Below are 20,110 nucleotides of genomic sequence, written 5' to 3'. Positions count from 1 at the left end.
TTTTACTAAATTAGCAATAATTAATCAAATAAAAATTTTTTACACTATGGATGGTTTATTATATACAATTATTATTGGTGCAATTTGTGGCTACATAGCAGATGTACTAATGAGTGATAATGGCTACGGATTAATAGTTAGTATTATTATTGGTATTGCTGGTAGTTTTGTTGGTGGTTGGGCTTTTGGACAATTAGGCATTAGTATTGGTAGTGGTTGGATTGGCGATATTATTAAAGGAGCTTCTGGAGCTATTCTTATTTTATTTATACTTGGTATTTTAAAAGGCAGGAGAAAAAGATAGCTTTACCTAATTAAAAACTTTAAAAAGATGCTATTTGCATCTTTTTTTTGCTTAATAATTAACTAAAAACGTATATAGCTAAAACTAACAATTAATCAATGTACATTTGCAGTTCTAAAAAAAAATCATTTCAATTTTTCATAAATAATATAAATGTCATTTAAAGACTTAGGATTATCAGATGCTTTAATAAAAGCAGTTAACGAAAAAGGATACACTAGTCCTACATCAATTCAACAAAAAGCTATTCCTGTAATTTTAGAAGGAAAAGATATATTAGCATCCGCACAAACAGGAACAGGAAAAACAGCTGGTTTTACTTTACCCGTTTTACAATATTTATCAGATACAAAACATCCAAAATACAGACCTTTACGTGTTTTAGTTTTAACACCTACAAGAGAATTAGCAGCGCAAGTACACGACAATGTAAGAGAGTATAGTAAATATGTAAATATTAAATCTGCCGTAGTTTTTGGTGGCGTAAAAGCAGCAAGTCAAATAGCAACGCTAAGAAGAGGCGTAGATATTTTAGTAGCAACACCAGGTAGACTATTAGATTTACACGATCAAAAAGCAGTGTCCTTTAAAAGAATTGATGTTTTAATTTTAGATGAAGCAGACAGAATGTTAGACATGGGTTTTGCTAGAGATTTAAATAAGCTGATTAGTTTTATGCCTGCAAAGCGTCAAAATTTGATGTTTTCTGCCACTTTTTCTAATGATATTAAAAAATTAGCTGCCGGTATTTTAAATAATCCTGTTTCTGTAGAATCTGCTCCACAAAATTCTACAGCAAAAAAAGTTACTCATAAAGTTTTTAAAGTTGATAAAGGACAAAAAACCACCTTATTAATTAAACTGATAAAAGATGGAGCTTGGACTCAAGTTTTAGTTTTTACAAGAACAAAACATGGCGCTAATAAACTTACCGAGAAATTAATTAAAGCCGGGATTTCTGCGGCTGCAATTCATGGAAATAAAAGTCAAGGAGCAAGAACAAAAGCTTTAAAAAACTTTAAAGATAATAGTATTAGAATATTAGTTGCAACAGATATTGCAGCTCGTGGTTTAGATATTCCTTTATTACCGCATGTTATTAATTACGAATTACCAAATGTACCAGAAGATTATGTACATAGAATTGGTAGAACAGGTAGAGCTGGTGCAGCAGGAGAAGCAATTTCTTTGGTTTGCAGTGAAGAAACAGAATATCAAAATGAAATTGAAAAATTACTGAAAGAAAAATTAAAAACAACTATTTTAGAAGGTTTTGAACCTACAGATACAGCACCTGCAAAAAGAGCTTCAACTCAAAGTAAAAGTTCTTTTGGAAAGAAAAAAAAGAAAACAAATTCTCAAGGAAGCAAACCTAAAAACAAACCTCATTTTAAAGGCAATAAACCTGCAGGATCTACTTCTAGAAGAGGAAGAACTGGTGCTCCAAAAAAGAAACGTAATTAAAGTAAAATAAATATAAAATAAAACTCCTATTAGCAAATTGCTAATAGGAGTTTTTTAATTTTTAGAAACTCTCGAAATCTTCATCAGATGGCGCTTCGGGCAAAGAAACGCTTGATGCTTGAGCGGATTTTGGATGAAGTATTATATATGTACTTAAAGCTGTTAATGCTGCATATTTACTGTAATTTCCAATCTTTTTTATTGCTTCTTTTCTGGTAATATTTTTTTTATTTTTCATCTTAGATATGTCTAAATAATTTATTTTAATACAATTTTTTTCGAAATACTTGTTCTGTTAGACTGAAGTCTTACAAAATAAACTCCTTTTGGAAGATTATTTAAATTGAATGTATTCTGAATTTCAGCTTCGTTAATTTTAAATACACCAACTTGTTTCCCTAAAGTGTTAAACAGATTAATTGTTGCTTTATCGCCTAATGGAATACCACTAATTTTTAAAGCATTTCTATCTGTAGTGTAAACTGTTATGTTTTTATTAAATGAATACTCATCAGTATTTAATGCTTTAGATGATGTTATTAAATAAAATCTACCCACACCACTAATATCTTCAGAAACAGAGATTTTATAATCTTCATCTTTTTTAGATAAAGAAGTAAAAGTGTTTAATAACTTATCTTCTAAATAAATATTTAAACCATCTTTTATATCTATTTTACTTAAAGAAAACACAACCTCTTTACCTGCTTTTACAGAAACACCAATTGGTATTGAAATATTATCTACATCAGTTAATGGTAAAGATTGAATAGTATAATCTACACCTTCATTACCCTCTAAAAGATGAGTAAATATATCTAATTGAGAAGATCCAAAATTTCCAAAATCGTAACCTGCATCAAAAGCTCTAGTAGCATTTTCAAAATATTTAATGTTTGTTTTTACTGTTGATATTCCATCAGAAATATTTAAAACAAGTTCTGGGTTAGAAGATTTATTAAAAGTTGTGTTACCTTCTACTGGCTTTAATTGTCTTTTATTTTGATTAAAACTCACATTTGTTGATGTTTTTGTTCTAATGAAAAAACCTTGTCCTGGTGGAATTGACCTATTATCAGTATCAATCTGGGTAACAGCAACATATTTATTTTGGGTATTATCCCAAATATATAATCCTTTAAAAACATCATCTAGCAAATCAAAGTTATCTTCTAAAAAACTAGAACTTTCATTTTTGTTCGCTGCTAAATAAGTTGTATAAGGGTTTCCTATAGCTTGCCATTCGCCAACATTTACATTTTGATTTACATTACCCACTTCTAAAGTTCCAGTAAATGTTACTTCACCATCTGTAGCTCTAGACATACTATAACTTCTACCAATTTCAAATGTATCTGCTACTGGTGTGTCTGCATTATAATATTGCCATTTATTAGCCATACTATCATCATAATACCCTATTGCATAACGCACTGGAGAAACAGAATTATTTATACGAATATCATTATCTGTATTTTGAGCAAATTCTATTACTCTTTGTCCAGAAACTGGAGCTGAAATAATACTCCACTTGTTAGCTAAAAGACCTCCTCTTTTATAAGTTACTGTTCCTGTTGTTATTCCTTTAAGAAAAAGTACACCACTACTTTCTGCAGAAGACTCTAAAGATAAACTACCATCTGTGTTAAACTCGCTATTTACGATAACTTCTTTGTCATTTGGTATATTTAATTCTGCGCCACTATTTAAGAAGAAATCATCTAATTCTACATCATTTTGATCTACAGTAAGTGTAACTCCATTTGCAACTGCAATAGACTCGTTTTTACTTGGTTTTCCCTTACTCCAGTTTGCTGGGTTAGAGAAATCATTAGAGCTACCTGCAGTAAAGGTAGTAATACCATCTACAGACTGTCTTAGAGGTCCAACTTCTATACCGAAAATACTCGTTTCTGTAGTACTTTCTGTTAAAGGTGTTCCATTTGAAATAAATCCGCCAGGTGTATAATGAGATCTATCTGTTACAAAACTATAAATTGCATAATCACTTATTATTACTTTATTGCCAGCTGCTGATTTTTCTATTTCAAATTTATAGTAATATCTTTTTCCTCTAATAAGGCTAATTCCAGCAGAACTCATATCAATTTTAGACCTCTGATTTACATCCATATGCCCTGCTTGAGTTTCAAATGATTTAATCTTACCTAATTCTATATTACTACCATCTGAATTACTTTCATAAACTGAAATATTAATTCGACCAAGATAACTTCCTTTTGTTGCATAGTGAGTTCTCAAAGAGATTGAGAGTAATACTCCATCTGCTGGCGCAACAAAATATTGACCTTGCACAAATTTTAGTCTTTGATTTGCTGTTGAGAAATCTGGTGCTATGTCTGCATTAACTTCAATGGTGGAAAATTCTTCAACATTTCCATACACAGTTCCACTACTATTTTTTGCATAAGTTTTGTATGCGTATGTTGTGCTTTCTTCAAAACCAGAAACTTTAGCCCCAAAAAATCCTTTACCTTCTCCAATTTGTGATTTAGTTACTCCTGTACCTCCAATTTCAGGATTTGCATTTATTGCTTTTTCAGCAACTACAATTCCTCTGTCTGTAATAGTATCTCCTCCATCATTTAAAACATTACCTCCAAAAACTGCTGAGTTTGTACCAATAGAATGTACTGGTGTTGTTACTACTTCTGTTGTATTAACAGAATTTTTATACAAGGTCATTATTTCAGCATCAGACAATGGTCTATTAAAAATCATTGCTTCATCTACTAAAGCGTCTATATTACCTCTCATTGCAGGTAACGTATGTCTTGCTCCAAATAATACTTCTGCATTATTAGGTAACCATTGTGCAATGTTTCCTTTTATGTAACTAGCTATTTCAACTGCATTTCTATATATTCTTATTGATACAGTTCCGTTTGATTTTTCTGTATAAGTAATTGCCATCATTATTGGCTCTCCAACTGTAGTTTCTTCAAAACCTGGTGTTGGATTTACAGTTCTTCTAAACCAAGAACTACCTGCCATCCATCTATTAACTTGTCTTTCAGAGAAAACAATACCATCAAAATTATCGGTTGTATTTTTACCATCAATTGTAAGTACAGATCCTGCTCTAGCAGAAAGATCTTGTAACTCTACAAAAGAAACCAATGTTTTTTGTTTGATAGTTTCTCCAGCATAAGTTGATGTACTAGCTAAACTACCTGGATTTAAATCTAATTTACCATCAACAATAGAGGTACTACTATTTAGTGTTAAAGCTGCCCAATTTCCTGTTTTATCTTCTAAACTTCCGTTCTCAAAATCCCAATGACCAATTAAACCAGATGGAATTGCTGATGGAATTGCTGTAGTTGTAAATTCATTTACATCTCCATAAACAGTACCTACACTGTTAATTGCATAAGCTCTATACGTATATGATGTACTTGGAGTAAGACCAATTGCTTTAAAATTAAATGCTCCAATTCCATTTCCTAATTCTACATCAAATAAGTCTGTACCTCCAGTAGTTGGCAGTGTGTTTACTGATGTTTTAGCATAAACAATACCTCTTTTTGTAACTGCAGCTCCATTATTTGCAGAAACATTACCCGCTAAAATTGCAGCATTTTCTGTTATAACTTGAGGAGCAACAGTAGTTATAGACGCCACACCTGCAGGTGGAGGACATTGAGTAGTAAAAGTTTTTAAAGACCCATAAGTAGTACCTGCTGCGTTAATAGCATATCCTTTATACGCGTATTTAATACAACTAGATAATCCTGTTAGTACTAAACGATGAAGCCCAGAAGTAGGACTATCTATACCATCTATTGTTATTTTATTAACATTACTACCACCAACAAATGGGTCTGTATTTAAAGTAACATCCGATAAAACAATACCATATTCAGTAAATAAAGACCCTCCATTACTATTTACACCTATTCCGCTAACTGCGGCTGTTTCTCTAATTTCATATGCAGTAGTTGTTGTAATAATACCTAAAACTACGTTTGTTGTAAATGTTTTTGTAACTCCATAACCAAATTCTGAATCGTTATTTGCATATCCTCTGTAACTATAAGCTGTATTTGGTTTTAAGTTTTTTATATCACTTATAAACGATTCTGCATCTTCTACACCAATTTTTAAAACATCTGTTGTTGTTACTTCTGGATTACTATTTAATGCCGTTTCTATTAATAATACTCCAATATCTTCTATATCTGCACCACCGTTATTTGTTACTGCACTACCAAATGTCGCTTTAAAAGCTTCAATATTTGTTACATCTGTTGTTGTAACTGAAGGTGCTAAAGGTGCGAGAGTGCTAAATGTAAGTACATCTCCATAAGCTGTACCTTGATTATTAATAGCATAAGATCTATATGAATATTCAGTTCCTCCAGATAAACCTGTTATATTTTCTGTAAATATTCCAATTCCGGTACCACCTACTACTTTAGTAACTTCGTTTCCATCAATCTCAGGAGATTCATTTGCAAAAGTTCTTGCATAAACAATACCTCTTTCTGTAACATTTGCTTTACCGTCTGAAGTGATATTACCCCCTAAAGTTACAGTTGTAACGTCTATTAAAGTTGCAGGAGTTGAAGTTATTGTTGCTTTTTCTATACTACCTTTATAAAGAGATCTTATTTCTGTTGGAGATAAAGCTCTATTGAAAAGCATTGCCTCATCTATAAGTGCATCAATATTTCCTCTTCTTATCGTAGACGTTGGAGAATGTCTTGGACCAAATAATATTTCTGTATTATTTGCTGGCCAACCTACAAAAACACCCTTATAATAAGCACCAATTTCTTCGCCATTTCTGTAAATTTTTACATTTGCAATTCCAGCTGGTGTTCTTACATAAGTAATTGCCATCATTACAGGTATATTAGTAACCGTTTCTTCGAAACCAGGTGTAGCATCTTCTGTTCTTGAGAAACTTGTACTACCAGCAAGCCATCTACCTGACTCTCTCTCCGCAAACCCAATGGCATCAAAATTATCATTTGTAATACCATCTATAGCTATTACAGCTCCTGCAGTAACAGAAAGATCTCGCATTTCTACAAACGATACTAATGTTTTTTCTTCGATAGTTGATCCTACATATGAAGATGTGCGTGCCCATCCATTAGATTTTACATCTAATTTTCCGTTTACGATACTTACATCAGCATTTTCAAATACTAAATCGCCAAAATTACCTTCACTATCTGAAACACTGCCACCTTCAAAAGTCCAGTATCCAATTCTTTTATCAAGAAAAGTAGATTCTGTAGTAAATGTTTTTACAGCACCATACGAAGTTCCAAAAGCATTGATTGCATACGTTCTAAAAGAATATTCAGTACTTACATCTAAACCATTTATTGTTTCTACAAAATAACCTCCTACTTCATCAGAAATTGGTTCTTTTGTAACACCTGTACCATTTATTAATGGTTTATTATTTATTGAAGCTATAGAATAAACCACCCCTTTTTCTGTAATAGATGAACCATAATTATCATTAACAATACCACTTAACATTGCTGATGTGGTTGTAAAATTGATTGCATCTTCTGTAGAAACATCAGAACTTTGAGGGTAAAAGGTAAAAACTTGACTATATGCAGTTCCTGCGGCATTGGTAGTATACATTCTATATGAATATTGAACACCACTACTAAATGATCCTGCTCTTAAAGTAAATTCACCAACACCTACAGGTGTTTTAGAACGATGTTGAACATCAGTACCATTCAATTGAGGATTAGAGTTTGAAGCTGTAGGAGAAAATAAAATACCCATAGCTGTAATAGAAGATCCATTATTTGTGAGCACATTACCACCGAAAGTAGCAAAGTTTTTTTCCACATCATAAACAGGCGTCGTAGTTACTGTTGGCAACCCAATATTAGGCGTAGTAAACGTTTTTACAGCACCATAATATTCTGTATTATCTTCATCAATTAAATAAGCTTTAAAACTATACTGAACATTAGAACTTAAACCTGTAGCAAAAGAAATAAATTCATCAGATATAGAACCTGATTCTAACTTTGTTGTATCTGTCCCTGAAATAGTTGGATCAGCATTTTCTGAAGAAATAGCAATAACAAAACCTGTTTCAATAATTGATTTTGTTCCATTAACAGTTATAGTACCAGAAAGTGTTGCACTATTTAAAGTTATATCTGTAGCAGTTGAAGTTGAAATTTCTGGTGCAGTATGCCCAGAGGTATTAAATGTAAAAACATCTCCATAAAAAGTTTTACCATCAGCATCAATTGCATAAGTTCTAAAGTAGTATTGTGTAGCTATATTTAAATCTGTTCTTGTTATACTAATGTCATTTCCTGCGGATGTATCTATATATTTAACAGTTGCTGCTCCAGGAATTGTTGGATTAGTATTTACATCAGAAATCATTATTCCTTTTTCTGATATTGATTTTGAACCCACAGTAATAACTAATCCACTTAAAGTGGCATTTGCAGTTGTAATATCTGTTGCAGCTTGAGTACTTAAAATTAGTGATCCACTTACCACATCATTTGCTAATCCATCTATCCAATTAGAAGTACTTCCTGTTAATGTAAAATCTGTTAAAGTTCCATTATATACTGTTCCATTGGTTTGCCTATCTAATAAGGTAGTAACTCCTGAATTATTAGCATTTACATTTCCTTGATTAAAATTGTAGTACGCTACTAAACCAGACTCATTTCCAGTTAATTCTACATCTTTATAAGCAACAATCTCAGCACTTGATCTTGCTGTATTCCAAATACGAACTTCATCTAGGTTTCCATCCAACATACTAATAGGATTACCTACAACCATAGCTCCCAAGTTTATTGCTTCTCTTGTATAATTTCCTACATTAGTTCTTGAATCAACTTCTACACCATTTTCGTATAACCTCATTGTAGTTCCATCCCAAGAAACTGCAACGTGTACCCAAGTATTTAATGGTAATGTATTTGGTGATTGTACTGATCCTGAATATCTAAATAAATTTGTAGCCTCTAGCTTTAAATTATTCAACCAAAATGGAGCTTTTAATGAAGAAATAATGTTTTGAGCCTCCTTATTTTGCTCTGTAAAAATCCACGCTTCTTTGGTATAAGATGTATTAGATGGTAAAACATTACCTATAATTACATAATCATCAACACCATCAAAGTTTAACGCGGTAGCTGGAAGATCTGAATATTCTATGCTAAATTGATTTGCAATTGTATTATTATTTCCAGCTGCATCTTGTGCAACATCTGCTGCTATATCTACTGTTAATGTTCCACCTCCAGAAGGAACTAAATCGAAACTATAATCAGCATCTGTACCTGTAAAACTCTGGATAGTTCCTCCACTTACTGAAATATCTCCTGCATCAAAACCAGTTATTGTTTCACTAAACGTTACTGTTACTGGAATTGGAGTTGTACTTGTAGGACCCATTAAACTTGAGGTAATAACTACTGTTGGCGGTACTTCATCCAAATCAATAATCGTAATAATTACATCTTGATTTGCAGCATTACCTAAGTCATCAGTAGCAATTACATTAATTGTATAAGATACTTTTGTTTCAAAATCTGGTGATGCTACAAAACTAACTTCTGCTCCATCAATTGTAAAAGATGCTTCATCATTTCCTGATCCTAAATTATATGTTATTACTCCATTATCTGTTGCTGTAATGGTGTATGCTACTCCTGCTTCGTTTTCTGTGAAATCTACAGCTGTTGCTGATGTGAATGTTGGCGGTACTTCATCCAAATCAATAATTGTAATAATAACATCTTTATTTGCTGCATTACCTAAGGCATCTGTAGCAATTACATTAATTGTATAAGATGCTTTTGTTTCAAAATCTGGTGATGTTACAAAACTAACTTCTCCTGTAGAACCAACTATTGTAAATAATGACTCGTCTGCATTTACACCTAAACTATAAGTTATAGAATCACTATCTGTTGCTTCTGCTGTATAAACAATGCCATCTGTATTCTCTGTAAAATTAACTGAACTTACTGACGTAAATACTGGTGGTGTATTACCTAAAGTTGTAAATGTTAACACATTTCCATAAATAATACCAGAAGCTGTTATTGCATAAGCTTTATAAGAGTATTCTGTATTACTAGTTAACCCTGTAATTGTTTCACTAAACGTACCAGAACCAGCATCATTATTCTCTTTCACTACTCCTGTTCCATTTATTTCAGGATTTGAGTTTGTTGATGTTACCGCAAAAACAAAACCTCTTTCAATTACTGTAACATTTGATGTTATATAACCTTCTAATACAACAGAATTTAATGTAATAGATGTCGCAACTTTTGTATCTACAGAAGTATTTGCAGTACAAGTTCCCCAACTAGGCTTATTTGTATTCAATAATGCAGAGTTGTCAGCAAACCCAATAGGTTCACTCGCTATATTTGTTGCACACCAGTTGGTAAGGTCTTGATTAAAATTCGTGGCTCCAGAAAACATAAAATACATAGCAGTTATGTTTGTTACGTTCCAATTATTTAAAGGTTGGTTAAAACTTGTAGCTCCTCTAAACATACTTTGCATATTATTAGTATCAGTTACATCCCAATTATTTAAAGGTTGGTTGAAGTTTATAGCATCTTTAAACATCTCTTTAAAGTTATTACTAGCAGCTACATTCCATGAACTAATATCTTGATTAAAACTTGTAGCTCCTGAGAAAACTTGATCGAAACCTGTAACATTAGATACATCCCAGCCAGCAATATTTTGGTTAAAACTACTAGCATTATTAAACATCGCTCTTATTGAAACAACATTAGAGGTGTCCCAGCCAGAAATATCATCATTAAATGTTGTTTTATTTAAAAATAAGCTTGACATACTAGTAATATTGGATGTATCCCAATTGCTAATATGACCATAAGTAGCTGTAGCTGTTGTTGGGTTTGCTATCCAATCATCTACTGCAGTTTGTATGTTGGCTTGGGTAATTGGAGTAAGTATTGCGTTTGGTGCACTTAACTCAACTTTAGAAACTGAAGATGTAATTAGATTTTTTTCATTTTCTAAGTTTACAATAGCTTCATCATTAACTACAAAACTTTCAATACTATAATCGTTTAATGTATTTGAAAATTTTTCTGAATTTTCAAATACATTATCATCTAATAATGGTACGACATTAATTAGATTATTGTTCTGAGAAAATGTTTGCCCAATTATTTTTTGGCTATTTAGCAATAGCATAAAAAAAGCAAACAGATAAGTAATAGTTTTTTTCATTTTCATATGGATTTAAATTTTCCATACAATAAATAACTTTTACCTATTAACTTCACAAAAATGTTCTAAAACGCCTTTTTTTGTTCTGAAATACCTTTTTTTTAATATAAAAATTATATTTTATTTAAATTTTACAATCTAAAATTGTGTTTTTACCCTAATAAAACATCAAATATTATTAATTATTAAAAAAATAAAATGTAACAATTTTGTAATTATTTTTATTGATGATATAATTGCTACCTTTGTATTTCAACATAAATTTTTAAGAATGAAATACGATAAAATAGACTCAAAATTATTTATCAAAAATCGTAAAAATTTTGCTTCTGCCATGAAGCCAAATAGTTTGGCGATTTTTAATTCTAACGATATTTATCCAATTAGCGCAGATAGCACAATGCCTTTTGAGCAGCACAGAGATATTTTTTATTTAAGTGGTGTAGATCAAGAAGAAAGTGTTTTAATGTTATTTCCAGATTGCCCAAACCCAGATTTAAGAGAAGTTTTATTTGTTAGAGAAACAAATGATCATATTGCCGTTTGGGAAGGCGAAAAATTAACCAAAGATGCTGCTTTTAAAACAAGCGGAATTACCTCTGTTTATTGGTTACAAGACTTAGACAAAATTTTATTCGAGCTTTCTACGTATTGCGATACTTTTTACATTAACACAAACGAACATTATAGAGCAAATGTAGTTACAGAAACTCGTGAAGACCGTTTTACAAAAAAACTACTAGCAAAATATCCAGCACATTCTGTTGCAAAAAGTAGTCCTATTATGCATCGTTTACGTTCTGTAAAAGATCAAATAGAATTAGATTTAATGCAACATGCTTGTAATATTACCGAAAAAGGTTTTAGAAGAATCTTAAATTTTGTAAAACCAAATGTATGGGAATATGAAATTGAAGCAGAATTATTACACGAATTTATTAGAAATCGCTCTAAAGGATTTGCATATACACCAATTATTGCAAGCGGAAATAACGCAAATGTTTTACATTATATAGAAAATAATCAGCAATGTAAAGCAGGCGATTTAATTTTGTTTGATATTGCTGCAGAATATGCCAATTATAAAAGCGATTTATCGAGAACGATTCCTGTTTCTGGGCGTTTTACAGATAGACAAAAAGCAGTTTATAATGCTGTAAATCATGTAAAAAAAGAAGCTACAAATATGTTACTTCCAGGAACTTTATGGAAAGAATATCATGTAGAAGTTGGTAAAGTAATGACATCAGAATTGTTAAAATTAAGCTTAATAGACAAAGCTGATGTGCAAAATGAAGACCCAAATTGGCCTGCTTATAAAAAATATTTTATGCACGGAACCAGTCATCATATTGGTTTAGACACACACGATTATGGTTTATTACACGAGCCAATACAAGCTAACATGGTTTTTACAGTAGAACCCGGAATTTATATACCAAAAGAAGGTTTTGGAATTCGCTTAGAAGATGATGTTGTTGTTCAAGAAAAAGGAACTCCTTTTAATTTAATGCAAAATATACCTATAGAAGCTGATGAAATTGAAGATTTAATGAATTAGTATTCAATTGATTTCATAAAAAAAGCGAGTTTTAAAACTCGCTTTTTTTATGTATTTTACAAATTACAATCAAAATTATCGATTAAATCTACCTGTAGTATTTCCTCCTAAAATAGCTATTACATCTTTTTCATTTGCATAATTAACATCACCAGAATAGGTGTGTTTTATAGCACAAGCTGCGTTCCCAAATTCCATTGCTTTATAGTCATCAAAATTTAGTAAACCATGAATAATTCCTGCAGCAAAAGCATCTCCTGTCCCAATTCTATCCACAATATGTGTAATATCTAATTCGCTAGTTTCTTTAAATTCTTTGCCATTCCACATTCTTGCTTTTATTTTATGCCAAGAAGAATTAATAGAAGTCCTAATTTTATCAAAAACCTTTTCTATGGATGGAAATTTAAGCATCAACTCTTTACTAGCCTCCATAAAATCTTCGTTAGAATACGAATAATCTGTACCTAAAAGTTCATTCATTTCATTAATTCCGCCAATAAAAATGGTCGAATAATTAATCAATTCTGATAAAACTTCCTTTGCATCTTCTCCATATTTCCACAAACCACTTCTATACGTAGGATCTGCAGAAACCGTCATTCCTTTATTTCTTGCTAATTTTAAACCTTCTAAAAGCGTTTCTTGGCTTCCTTTATTTAATGCAGGCGTAATCCCTGTCCAATGAAACCATTTACCATCTTCAAGAGCTTTTTCCCAATCTACTTTTGATGGAGTAATTTCTGAAAATGAAGAATGAGATCTATTATATGAAATAGAACTTGGTCTCATAACTGCACCAACTTCTAAAAAATAAACTCCTAAAGGTCTTGAAGAACGAATAATTGATGACGTATCTAAATCAAATTTATTTAAGTAAGAAAATGCTGTATCGCCAATAAAATCATCAGAAATACTAGAAATGTGTTTTACTTTTCCACCAAAATTTGCTAATGAAATTCCTACATTTAATTCTGTACCTCCAAAGTAAAATTCAGCTGCATTAGATTGTATAAATTTCTTATTTCCTAACGGAGAAATTCTCATTAATACTTCTCCAAACGTAATAATTTGATTCATTTTAGTATATTTTAAAAAGTAAATATAAAAAAATAAAACTGGTTAACCAATTAGGATGTTCTAATAGTTTTAGGGTAACGAAGAAATATACTGAATAGTTTGATTGTTGAAAACCTCTGGTTTATCAACATTTACAACATGACCACAATTTTCTACCACAAACAACGAAGAAGTAAGATGCTTAGAGACAATATTTTTTATAGAAGGTAAAAACAAATGATCTTCTGCACCCATGATATAAAACGTAGGAATATTAATATCTTTTGTTCTAAAAAAACGTAATAAAGGATTAATTTCTGATGTTAATTTAAACCAACGTAGAAACTCTTTTTGATATAATTTCTTTGCTTCGTTTACAAATAATAATCTCGATTTTTTATGGTTCTTCTTTGGCATAATAATAAATGCAAAAAGCTTATAAAGCAACATATAAGGCACTACAGATTTAAAGATATTACCAACTTTCATTAATACTTGTGAGCGAAAATTAAGTTTGATAATTGCACCACCCATAATCATACTTTTAACCAATTCTGGTCTTTTTTCAGCTAAGTTTCTAATCAAGATTGTACCTAACGAAATACCAATAAAGTGAGATTTCTTAATTTTTAAATGTTCAATAACCTCAACAATATCATTCGTAATAGCATCAAAAGTATATTTAGAGTTAAATGTGTCTTTTAATTTTGGCTTGCTATCTCCATGACCTCTTAAATCTAAAATTAAAACATTAAATTGTTTTTTAAAATCACGAATTTGTTTGTACCAAATAGAACTACTTCCTCCTGCACCATGTACAAAAGTTACCCATTCTTTAGAGGTTGTATGTGGATATGAATAGTAGTTTAACAAATAATTATTTTTTAAAATTATAAAATACGAAAAACAAAAATAGGACTTTTAATTTGATTATTCGTTTATGCTAAAAATTGGTGTTTTATTATTTATAATTGATATAAAATACTGAAGTTACAATTTTTAAACGCTTTAACAAAAAATCTTTTTCTTAAATTGCATCAGTAATAAAGCATCTAAGAAAACAGGCGAAGAATGAAATTTAACTACGATAGAGAACTTGCAAAACTACATACAGAATTAGTACACATGCAAGAATGGGTAAAAAGTAAAGGTTTAAAAGTGGTCATTGTTTTTGAAGGAAGAGACGCTTCTGGAAAAGGCGGTACAATTAAACGTTTTACAGAACCATTAAACCCAAGAATTTGTAAAGTAGTTGCTTTAGGTGTACCAACAGAAAGAGAAAAAACACAATGGTATTTTCAAAGATATACACAATATTTACCTGCAGCAGGAGAAATTGTTCTGTTTGATAGAAGCTGGTATAATAGAGCTGGTGTAGAAAAAGTGATGGGTTTTTGTACAGATAATGAATATGATGAGTTTTTACGTTCTTGCCCAGAATTTGAACGTATGTTAGTAAGATCTGGCATTATTGTTTTAAAATATTGGTTTTCTGTTAGTGATGAAGAACAAGAAAGACGTTTTAAAAACCGAATTTCTAACCCTTTAAAACGCTGGAAATTTAGTCCTATGGATTTAGAATCTCGCTCTAGATGGATCGATTACTCTAAGGCAAAAGACCAAATGTTTGCGCATACAGATACGAAACAAGTTCCTTGGTTTGTTGTAAATTCTGATAATAAAAAGAAAGCAAGATTAAATTGTATCAGTCATGTTTTAAGTAAAATTCCGTACAAACAAATGGATATAAAAACGATTGAACTTCCTCCTTTACCAGACAACAAATCTTATGTTAGACCACCAATGGATTATCAAACTTTTATCCCAGAAAAATTTTAAATCAAAAATAAATTATTAAAAAAACAATAAAGGATGTAATTGTCTTTTATTTTTTTGTAATTTTGCGCCATAAAATTAATATATGTTTTCTAAAACGTGTGAATATGGTTTAAGAGCGGTAATTTTTATAGCTCAAGAATCTAAAATAGATAATAAATTAAGCATTACTGCTATTTCTGAAGCTATAGATTCTCCGCATGCTTTTACAGCAAAAATTTTGCAACAACTTACCAAAAATAAAATAGTACAATCTATTAAAGGTCCTCATGGAGGTTTTTTTATTGACGAAAAAAACTTAAAAACAGTTACATTAAGTAATATTGTAGAGGTTTTAGATGGCGATACTATTTATACTGGTTGTGGTTTAGGTTTACACGAATGCAATGAAAACAAACCATGTCCGTTACATTTTAAATTTATCGAAATTAGAGAAGAACTTAGAAAAATGCTAGAAAACACAACACTCCTAGAACTTTCTGAAGATAAAAACTTAAGAGATTCCTTTCTAAAAAATTAAAAAAATTTTACACAAAAAAGGATAAAAAGACCTTTTATTCTTAAATAATAAATAAACCAACTAAATTAAATATTGTGATTACAGCTTCAATAACAAAAAACATAACCTATAAAGAAGATAAGCCAACAATAACGCTGCTTATGGAAACTGACACCACTAAAGAAATAAGAATAGTGATGCGTAAAAACCAAGAAATGAAAGAACATTCTGCTCCAAAACCAATTGTTGTAGAAATTTTTGAAGGTGAAATTAATTTTGGTGTCAATAAAAAAGTATTAAACCTTAAAAGAGGTGATTTAATAGCATTAGATGCAAATGTACCTCACGATTTAGTATGTACAGAAGATGCGATTGTAAGATTAACCATCGCAAAAACAGATTCAATAAAAAGAGTAAACGACGTAGTCTCTTAAATTTATAAAAATAGATTAAATCAATAAAATGAAGAAAATTTGGATTGCTTTTATAAGCGTAGTTGTACTCTCTTTTGCAGTACTAATTTGGGTAGGAACAGAAGTCTATCAAAAACAACCACCAATTCCAGAAAAGGTAGTAGTTAAAGATACAAACGAAGTTTTTTATACAATTGAAGACATACAAATAGGTCAAAATGTTTGGGAATCTATTGGTGGCATGGAAGTGGGCTCAATTTGGGGACATGGAAGTTATGTAGCACCAGATTGGTCTGCAGATTGGATTCATAGAGAAGCTGTTTTTATGCTTGATTTATGGGCAAAAAAAGATTTCAATAAGAAATACGACGATTTAGATGTTGAGAATAAAGCAGCAATAAAGGCTCGTTTAATAAAAGATATTAAAACGAATACGTATAATTCTGCTACTAAAACAATTATAATTTCTCAAGAAAGAGTTGCTGCAATAAATAATAATATTCAGCATTTTAGCGACATCTTTTCTAAAGGAAATGAAAGATATGCAATTCCTGAAGGTGCTTTAAAAGATAAAGTAAAGCTAAAACAATTAAACGCTTTTTTCTTTTGGACTTCTTGGGCTGCAAGTACTAACAGATTAGGAAAAGACTATACATATACTTCTAACTGGCCACACGAACCTTTAATTGATAATAATATTACAGATGGTTCTATAATTTGGTCTGGTTTATCAATTGTATTGTTACTTGTATTTATCGGAATTTTATCCTTCTATTACTTAAGAAATCATGAAAAAGGAGAATCTCTTACAAAACCAGATTCAGATCCTTTACTTAACATGAAATTAGCAAAATCACAAAAAGCAGTATTAAAATACTTCTTTGTAATTTCATTATTAATTGCTTTACAAGTAATTTTAGGAATTATAACGGTTCATTATACGGTAGAAGGACAAAGTTTCTTCGGATTTGATTTAGCTAAATTTTTACCATATTCAGTAAGTAGAACGTGGCATACACAATTAGCTGTTTTTTGGATTGCTGCTACTTGGTTGGCAACAGGATTGTTTTTAGCGCCAATGATTTCTAAAAAAGAAATGAAATATCAACTTTTTGGAATCAACTTTCTTTTTGTCGCTTTAATCGTTATTGTGCTTGGTTCTATGTTAGGAGAATGGTTAGGTATTCATCAATTTTTAGATTTAACAACCAACTTTTTCTTTGGTCATCAAGGATATGAATACATGGACTTAGGTAGATTCTGGCAAATATTTTTAGGAATCGGTCTTGTTTTATGGGTTGTTATGGTTAGTAGACATATTTTATATGCAATTAGAAAAAACGACGAATCTAAACACTTATTAATTATTCTATTAATATCTGTAATGGCAATTGGTATGTTTTTCTTCTCTGGATTAATGTATGGAGAAAACAGTAGTTTACCAGTAATTAACTATTGGAGATGGTGGTTGGTACATTTATGGGTAGAAGGCTTTTTCGAAGTTTTTGCAACAGTAGTAATTGCGTTTATTTTCTCAAGAATGGAAATAATTTCTGCTAAAACTGCTGGTAGAGTTTCTATCGCTTCTGCATCTATATTTTTAGCGGGTGGAATTATCGGAACTTTACATCACTTATATTATTCTGGTACGCCAGTACAAGCAATCGCTTTAGGAGCAACATTTAGTGCTTTAGAAGTTGTGCCGTTAACTTTAATGGGTTTTGAAATTAGAGAAAACTGGAACCTTTTAAAAAGTAAAAAATGGATTCAGAATTATAAATGGCCAATATTCTACTTTATCTCTGTTTCTTTTTGGAACTTTTTAGGAGCCGGAGTTTTTGGCTTCTTAATTAATCCACCAATTGCTTTATATTATATTCAAGGTTTAAATACCACTGCAGTTCATGCGCATACAGCTTTATTTGGTGTGTACGGAATGTTAGGAATGGGCTTTATTATAATCTGTTTACGTTTTTATTCTGATAGAGCTTGGAGCAATACAAAACTAAAAAGAGCTTTTTGGTTTTTAAATATCGGTTTAATAGCAATGATGGTATTTAGTATGTTACCAATAGGAATTATACAAGCATATACTTCTATCACAGAAGGATATTCTTTTGCAAGAGAATCAGATCTTTTATATTCACCAACAATACAAACATTAAAATGGATGAGAATGATTGGAGATATTCTCTTTTCTATAGGAATCTATTATTTCTGTTGGTTTACTATTGATGAAGTAATTTACAATTACAAAAGGAAAAAATAGTTTTTAGTAAAAAAGGCGAGCAGAAATGTTCGTCTTTTTTATTTTATCTATGGCAAATACAAATTAACCATACTATATTTGCGAAAAAATATTTTTTCTGAAAAAATTAATTTTCATAGTATTATTTACAGCATTTGCTTTTAGACCCATATATCACTTAGGATATATTGGGTATTTTGAGTTAAATATTGATTATATTATAGAAACATATTGTGTAAATAAAGATAAACCAGAACTACAATGTAATGGTAAATGTCATTTAGCAAAACAGATTTCGACAAATATTGATACTTCTAGCAAAGATGTAAAAGGCACAAATTCACTTTCTGAATCATTTTTTCCTGTTTTTCATCAGATAAATGAAGATTACGTTGCAAAAAACATATTACTTCTTAACAATAAACTTATCAGGAATAAAAATTCTTTACGTTCCTTTTCTTGTCAAAATAAATTAGAACAACCACCAGATTTTCTTTCTTAAATAACCCGTTTTATTAAACCTTTTTGGTACACTTTTATAGAAACACTTTATGTGCTTTCTGTAAATATGTTTTGTGCTAAAAAAAATTACACCCTATTTATAACCAACCAAAATACGAAACACGTATTTTAAAAAGAAAATTATGAAAATCACAAAATATATCGTTGCATGTTTTATTGCAATGTCAATTACAGCATGTTCATCTAACGAAGATGAAGAGATGATAACAGGAGAAGGATCAGTTTCTGTAGAGTTTGATAACTCATACCTTACATCAGATTTATTATTAAGTACAGCCACTTATTTAGCAAACGACACAGAAGAAATTAAAATTTCTGATGTAAAATACATTGTAAGTAACATTCGTTTAGAAAATGAAGAGGGCGTTATTTTTACATATCCAAAAGAAGAATCTTATTTTATTGTATCAGAAGCAGATACAGATTCTCAATTTATAACACTTTCTAATATTCCTGCTGCAAACTACACTAAAATTACATTTGGAATTGGTGTAGATCAAGAAAAATATTTAGAAGGCGCAACTGATCAAGGAGACTTTTTAACTTTAGCACAAGATGCTGGAATGATGTGGTCTTGGCAAGCTGGTTATAAGTTTTTTGTATATGAAGGTCTTTATACTTCTGATGCAACAACTACAGAAACTGCTTTTGCTTTTCATATGGGAAGCCATGGTAGTTCTTTAGATAACTATAAAGAAATTACGTTAGATTTAACAAACTCTGCAAGAGTAAGAACAGATTTAACACCAGAAATTCATGTAGTTGCAGATCTTTCTAATGTTTTGTCTGGTACAACAACTTTTTTGTTAGACGATGCTGCTCAAATTCATGTAGATGCTGTAAAATCGCCACAAATTGCTACAAATGTAAACAGCATGTTTACAATAGATCACGTACATAATTAATCTTTTAAAAAACGTAACCAGTGCTTTTGCTGGTTACG

General features: G+C 30.7%; 12 protein-coding genes. 8 read left to right on the top strand and 4 right to left on the bottom strand.

Going from position 1 to position 20,110, the window contains the following annotated elements; genetic code table 11:
- Positions 1–46: 46 nt before the first annotated feature.
- Together BLT70_RS16475 and BLT70_RS16470 are read left to right on the top strand one after the other, a co-directional pair.
- Positions 47–304 (top strand): GlsB/YeaQ/YmgE family stress response membrane protein, encoded by a 258-nt coding sequence (locus tag BLT70_RS16475; protein ID WP_091896949.1) that lies wholly within the window; start codon positions 47–49, stop codon positions 302–304.
- A 153-nt stretch (positions 305–457) separates the two neighbouring features.
- The gene (locus BLT70_RS16470) at positions 458–1,768 is read left to right on the top strand and encodes a DEAD/DEAH box helicase (RefSeq protein WP_091896947.1); all 1,311 of its coding nucleotides are present in this window, start codon (positions 458–460) and stop codon (positions 1,766–1,768) included.
- Between the two features lie 61 nt (positions 1,769–1,829).
- Here the strand turns inward: BLT70_RS16470 and BLT70_RS17285 are convergent, their stop codons facing one another.
- Both BLT70_RS17285 and BLT70_RS16465 read right to left on the bottom strand, forming a co-directional pair.
- Positions 1,830–2,006: a hypothetical protein gene (locus tag BLT70_RS17285; protein ID WP_172824434.1), complete on the bottom strand. Its 177-nt coding sequence runs from the start codon at positions 2,004–2,006 to the stop codon at positions 1,830–1,832.
- A gap of 20 nt (positions 2,007–2,026) precedes the next feature.
- Entirely contained in the window at positions 2,027–11,029 is a 9,003-nt protein-coding gene (locus tag BLT70_RS16465; RefSeq protein ID WP_172824433.1) for a BspA family leucine-rich repeat surface protein, read from the bottom strand.
- A gap of 271 nt (positions 11,030–11,300) precedes the next feature.
- On the opposite strand from BLT70_RS16465, the gene BLT70_RS16460 reads away from it, so the two are divergent.
- Complete coding sequence (locus BLT70_RS16460) at positions 11,301–12,590, top strand: aminopeptidase P family protein (protein ID WP_091896941.1); 1,290 nt, start codon at positions 11,301–11,303, stop codon at positions 12,588–12,590.
- A 75-nt stretch (positions 12,591–12,665) separates the two neighbouring features.
- Here the strand turns inward: BLT70_RS16460 and BLT70_RS16455 are convergent, their stop codons facing one another.
- Both BLT70_RS16455 and BLT70_RS16450 read right to left on the bottom strand, forming a co-directional pair.
- Complete coding sequence (locus BLT70_RS16455; protein ID WP_091896938.1) at positions 12,666–13,670, bottom strand: sugar kinase; 1,005 nt, start codon at positions 13,668–13,670, stop codon at positions 12,666–12,668.
- Positions 13,671–13,739: 69 nt separating this feature from the next.
- Positions 13,740–14,522 carry an alpha/beta fold hydrolase gene (locus BLT70_RS16450; RefSeq protein ID WP_091896919.1) on the bottom strand — a complete coding sequence of 261 codons (783 nt, stop codon included), beginning with the start codon at positions 14,520–14,522 and terminating at the stop codon, positions 13,740–13,742.
- 198 nt (positions 14,523–14,720) lie between these two features.
- Here BLT70_RS16450 and ppk2 point away from each other — a divergent pair, with 198 nt between their 5' ends.
- The 5 genes from ppk2 (at position 14,721) to BLT70_RS16425 (ending at position 20,072) form a co-directional block, all read left to right on the top strand.
- Positions 14,721–15,488: a polyphosphate kinase 2 gene (ppk2, locus tag BLT70_RS16445; protein WP_091896916.1), complete on the top strand. Its 768-nt coding sequence runs from the start codon at positions 14,721–14,723 to the stop codon at positions 15,486–15,488.
- 82 nt (positions 15,489–15,570) lie between these two features.
- Complete coding sequence (locus tag BLT70_RS16440) at positions 15,571–16,005, top strand: Rrf2 family transcriptional regulator (RefSeq protein ID WP_091896913.1); 435 nt, start codon at positions 15,571–15,573, stop codon at positions 16,003–16,005.
- Positions 16,006–16,079: 74 nt separating this feature from the next.
- Entirely contained in the window at positions 16,080–16,418 is a 339-nt protein-coding gene (locus tag BLT70_RS16435; RefSeq protein ID WP_091896909.1) for a cupin domain-containing protein, read from the top strand.
- A 28-nt stretch (positions 16,419–16,446) separates the two neighbouring features.
- Positions 16,447–18,666 (top strand): nitric-oxide reductase large subunit, encoded by a 2,220-nt coding sequence (locus BLT70_RS16430; RefSeq protein ID WP_091896906.1) that lies wholly within the window; start codon positions 16,447–16,449, stop codon positions 18,664–18,666.
- Positions 18,667–19,289: 623 nt separating this feature from the next.
- The gene (locus tag BLT70_RS16425) at positions 19,290–20,072 is read left to right on the top strand and encodes an MbnP family protein (protein WP_091896903.1); all 783 of its coding nucleotides are present in this window, start codon (positions 19,290–19,292) and stop codon (positions 20,070–20,072) included.
- Positions 20,073–20,110: the final 38 nt, after the last annotated feature.

The sequence above is a fragment of the Polaribacter sp. KT25b genome (genome assembly GCF_900105145.1).
Taxonomy (GTDB): Bacteria; Bacteroidota; Bacteroidia; order Flavobacteriales; family Flavobacteriaceae; genus Polaribacter.
This window is presented reverse-complemented; position numbering and strand designations above follow the sequence as displayed.

Excerpts from the sequence above, each read along its gene's own strand:
- BLT70_RS16460 (WP_091896941.1), top strand. The coding sequence starts at position 11,301 with ATGAAATACGATAAAATAGACTCAAAATTATTTATCAAAAATCGTAAA.
- BLT70_RS16455 (WP_091896938.1), bottom strand. The coding sequence starts at position 13,670 with ATGAATCAAATTATTACGTTTGGAGAAGTATTAATGAGAATTTCTCCG.
- BLT70_RS16465 (WP_172824433.1), bottom strand. The coding sequence starts at position 11,029 with ATGAAAAAAACTATTACTTATCTGTTTGCTTTTTTTATGCTATTGCTA.
- ppk2 (WP_091896916.1), top strand. The coding sequence starts at position 14,721 with ATGAAATTTAACTACGATAGAGAACTTGCAAAACTACATACAGAATTA.
- BLT70_RS16470 (WP_091896947.1), top strand. The coding sequence starts at position 458 with ATGTCATTTAAAGACTTAGGATTATCAGATGCTTTAATAAAAGCAGTT.
- BLT70_RS16440 (WP_091896913.1), top strand. The coding sequence starts at position 15,571 with ATGTTTTCTAAAACGTGTGAATATGGTTTAAGAGCGGTAATTTTTATA.
- BLT70_RS16425 (WP_091896903.1), top strand. The coding sequence starts at position 19,290 with ATGAAAATCACAAAATATATCGTTGCATGTTTTATTGCAATGTCAATT.
- BLT70_RS17285 (WP_172824434.1), bottom strand. The coding sequence starts at position 2,006 with ATGAAAAATAAAAAAAATATTACCAGAAAAGAAGCAATAAAAAAGATT.
- BLT70_RS16475 (WP_091896949.1), top strand. The coding sequence starts at position 47 with ATGGATGGTTTATTATATACAATTATTATTGGTGCAATTTGTGGCTAC.
- BLT70_RS16430 (WP_091896906.1), top strand. The coding sequence starts at position 16,447 with ATGAAGAAAATTTGGATTGCTTTTATAAGCGTAGTTGTACTCTCTTTT.